Genomic DNA, 3,657 nt, shown 5'->3' with positions numbered 1-3,657 from the left:
AAACAAAGCGCGCTGAGAGTTCAGTGATTGGTGTGCTTTACGTTCTGCTAAATTAGTCGTTTCTTCTCGATTCATTGTCTCATCCAAATAACAATTCTGATCGCAGCATAGAAGTCATCGTTCATTCTTCTCTAATCATTCGTTGTACATTTTTATTCAGTGAATATCCTTCTAGATTAGCAGATAACCCATTTTCACAACTTTGGAATCATCATATTTTATAGATCTCCCTCGATTATTCCAGTTGGTCATCTCTACTGATTTCAGTTTCATAGATCTTTGCCATTTGTCCTTCGCTGTTCTCAGAATTATACCTTCATTTTTATAGTTTGATTACTCGAACTTTCACTCACACTCCAAGCTCCAACTCCTCTAAATCAGCTTGCAGAACAAGACGCTGCACCCAACCTCGTACCGCGGTTGAGCGCGACTCACCTTTCACTACATTCACTCTTAAATCTAAATCCAAAGCTTTCTGGCCGAGTACTCGGTTGGTGTGCTTTACGTTCTGTCAAAAATGATAACACCTAACCTAAACTTAAAGCCCCGACACAAGAATTGTCGTTACCCTAAGATTCGCGGACTGAAGCGAAGGTTGCACAATATTCAGAGAGCTGCAGAGCTTGACCCGATACACTTAACCAACTCTTCCGAGTGTTATTACGATCATGACCATTTAGATTGGCTTGGGGTAGGAGGGTGTAGCGATGTGGCACGATTAAGCACAATGAAATCTCACGCTACTCTATTTAGGCGTTATGCTCAGAAGCTCGAGAAGTTGACCCTAGCTCATCAGCTTTTTATCTCTATAGCAAAGGATGATGCAGGGTGTGATGCTGTTTATATTCATTCACCAAACCCTCATTCTGAATTTCCAATAATATTTGACGATACGTCTTGGGGTACCCCAGACCTCCAATCCATTTTTAGTGATTTCCTTCCAGATTACGCAATAATTGCAGGCGAAGGGTTACATAATTACGTTGTCTATGCAGAAGGTGTAGGTGAACCTCTACGCCCTCAAAACTAGCTCTACAGAACAAGACGCTGCACCCAACCTCGTACCGCGGTTGAGCGCGACTCACCTTTCAATACATTCAAACTTAAATCTTAATCCAAAGCTTTCTGGCCGAGTACTCGGTTGGTGTGCTTTACGTTCTGCTAAATCATGAAAACCCTACTACTAACTTTCACATTACTCTCAGCTTTTGGAGTATCAGCAAAAGAATATGCATACACTCAACCTACGTATGCTGAATTCCAAAAATTAAATGATCTCTTAGAAGCTAATAATCTTAAAGCTGCTGACAAATTAATTAAAAGTAGTTCTGACATTGCAGACGACCGAAAGAACATGATGCTTGCTGATTTATCTACCTCGTCATATGGCGCTACTAGAGTCTTAGATGAAGGTGAATTTATTAAGCTCGAAGGCTCAGCTTGGCTCGTCGCTGAAGGCATCTCAATTAACGGGAAGTTAGATAAAGCATCGATACTCAAGATCCATAAAGCCACAAATCGAATAGTACTCATCTTAGGTCAGTTCACCACTACAGTCATCTCAAAATAGCCTTGCAGAACAAGACGCTGCACCCAACCTCGTACCGCGGTTGAGCGCGACTCACCTTTCACTACATCCAAACCTTAAATCTTAATCTAAAGCTTTCTGGTCGAGTACTCGGTTGGTGTGCTTTACGTTCTGCTAAATTTGAACATTTCCCACTTACGTACTCCTCAGCTTGTTCGACTTCGATCTCCGCGGATGAAATCTCCATTTGGACACTCAAGCACGCCAGTTAGCTAATATCCGGTTTCTAAAGGAAGTTGGTTCACGCTAGATTATTCAGTCCTGACATTTTCCGAAGATCCACTTTGGCTTTTCCATTCAGAGTAATTAGCGGTTTCAGTTTCGATCCTTCACATTCCAGATTCCCTCAGCTTGTGTGCTCTATTCTCCGAAACCATTACCTCCACTCTCTATTCTCTGCTTTTCAACACGGCAGTTTCACTCATATTCATCCTGTTCCTTCTCTAAATCGACTTGCAGAACAAGACGCTGCACCCAATCCCCTCACCGCCGAGACGCGAACCAATTTCACAATTCAAACATTAACCCAAAACCAAAGCGCGCTGAGAGTTCGGTGATTGGTGTGCTTTACGTTAGTCTAAATGAAACTACTACTAGTTCACATCACTATCATACTTCTCGGTGTGATGAGCAGTTACGCAAGTACTCCTATTCCCAGTTCAGCCCTTACGATTGACGAAAATGGAGTGATCACTGGTTTACCTGATAAGTACCAACCAGCTTCATTTGATTTTAGCAGCGCTAAACTATCTATAGCGGATCGTTCACTAACCCTTCCAGCTTCACTAAAGCCACTCTTTATTGATACAGCTTCAGACCTTTTTTCTAGCGCCTCAAACAAACAGAAAAAACTAACTTATGATTATAGTTTTATAGCTGTTCCCTCTCGAGAACTATTCGGCATCACTGTCGAAGCGCAAAACTCAAATGAGTCGATATTCATCATTATCAATCTAAATAACATGTCAGTTACCGAGGCTACATTAAGCACACCTACACTTGGTACATATCCAATCAAAATCACCAGGTAATCCCAAGAGGATCGCCTTGACTAACAAGACGCTGCACCCAACCTCGTACCGCGGTTGAGCGCGACTCTCCTTTCACTACATTCAAACCTTAAATCTTAATCCAAAGCTTTCTGGCCGAGTACTCGGTTGGTGTGCTTTACGTTCTACTAAATTTTTACTTTTAGGCTAAATCACTCATTTTCTGTTACTAAGATCTTTTTTCTACATTCGCGAATTGCGGACACACGTTTTCTGAATGCTCAGATTTCCCTAAGTTCGTCTCAGCACATTGCTTTCTAAATGAGCGATGATTTTTCAGAATCAGGCTCAGCATGTTGCTTTCTGAGTTCGATCTTGTTAGGTTTCTCTCCAGCACGCTGAAACAGAAATCCTCCATCCACACGATCTATCAAAACCCAGAAATCATTTGGTAGAACAAGACGCTGCACCCAATCCCCTCACCGCCGAGACGCGAACCATTTTCAAAATTCAAACATTAACCCAAAACCAAAGCGCGCTGAGAGTTCGGTGATTGGTGTGCTTTACGTTAGGCTAAATAGACATGCTCTCCATTGATACCAAAATTCAAATGTCAGCTATGAGATCATTGCTCGGTAATGTTACCCCAACACTTAGATCTGCATCTATTGAGGTATCCGAGACTACAATATTTTGGCGATGTATTTATGACAATACAGCTACTAAAGACGACCTTGAACTCGCTCAAATAGCAGGAACCGAGATTATTGCGGATTTCCCATCTCCTTGGGATATTGATGAAGATATCAGAATTAAACCATTTCCTGACTCTCTGGATAATCTCAAACACATGATTTACCTTAGACTTGAACCTAAAACTCCTCTAAATCAACTTGCCTAACAAGACGCTGCACCCAACCTCAGACCGCGTTTACGCTTTTCAAAATCTTCACTACTCTCAAACTCTAAACTCACAAACAAAGCTTTCTGGTCGAGTCTTCGGTTGGTGTGCTTTACGTTCTGCTAAATTTGAACATTTCCCACTTACGCACTCCTCAGCTTGTTCGGCTTCGATCTCAG

The 3,657-nt window shown here is 41.9% G+C and carries 5 protein-coding genes; 4 read left to right on the top strand and 1 reads right to left on the bottom strand.

Annotated features, from left to right (window positions below; translation table 11 throughout):
• The first annotated feature begins 727 nt into the window (after positions 1 to 727).
• The 3 genes from ACSHX2_RS15160 (at position 728) to ACSHX2_RS15150 (ending at position 2,619) form a co-directional block, all read left to right on the top strand.
• Positions 728 to 1,030 carry a hypothetical protein gene (locus ACSHX2_RS15160; protein ID WP_435693801.1) on the top strand — a complete coding sequence of 101 codons (303 nt, stop codon included), beginning with the start codon at positions 728 to 730 and terminating at the stop codon, positions 1,028 to 1,030.
• Between the two features lie 138 nt (positions 1,031 to 1,168).
• Complete coding sequence (locus ACSHX2_RS15155) at positions 1,169 to 1,570, top strand: hypothetical protein (RefSeq protein ID WP_435693800.1); 402 nt, start codon at positions 1,169 to 1,171, stop codon at positions 1,568 to 1,570.
• Between the two features lie 599 nt (positions 1,571 to 2,169).
• On the top strand, positions 2,170 to 2,619 hold the full coding sequence (locus ACSHX2_RS15150; RefSeq protein ID WP_435693799.1) for a hypothetical protein: 450 nt from the start codon (positions 2,170 to 2,172) through the stop codon (positions 2,617 to 2,619).
• A gap of 275 nt (positions 2,620 to 2,894) precedes the next feature.
• On the opposite strand, the gene ACSHX2_RS15145 is transcribed toward ACSHX2_RS15150, so the two are convergent.
• On the bottom strand, positions 2,895 to 3,047 hold the full coding sequence (locus ACSHX2_RS15145; protein ID WP_435693798.1) for a hypothetical protein: 153 nt from the start codon (positions 3,045 to 3,047) through the stop codon (positions 2,895 to 2,897).
• A gap of 113 nt (positions 3,048 to 3,160) precedes the next feature.
• Between ACSHX2_RS15145 and ACSHX2_RS15140 the strand changes: the two genes are divergently transcribed.
• Complete coding sequence (locus ACSHX2_RS15140; protein WP_435693797.1) at positions 3,161 to 3,478, top strand: hypothetical protein; 318 nt, start codon at positions 3,161 to 3,163, stop codon at positions 3,476 to 3,478.
• The last annotated feature ends 179 nt before the right edge of the window (positions 3,479 to 3,657 follow it).

It is taken from the genome of Rubritalea sp. (assembly GCF_051252225.1).
GTDB lineage: Bacteria > Verrucomicrobiota > Verrucomicrobiia > Verrucomicrobiales > Akkermansiaceae > Rubritalea.
Note: the sequence above shows the minus strand (reverse complement) of the source record. Positions and strands in the feature narration are given on the sequence as shown.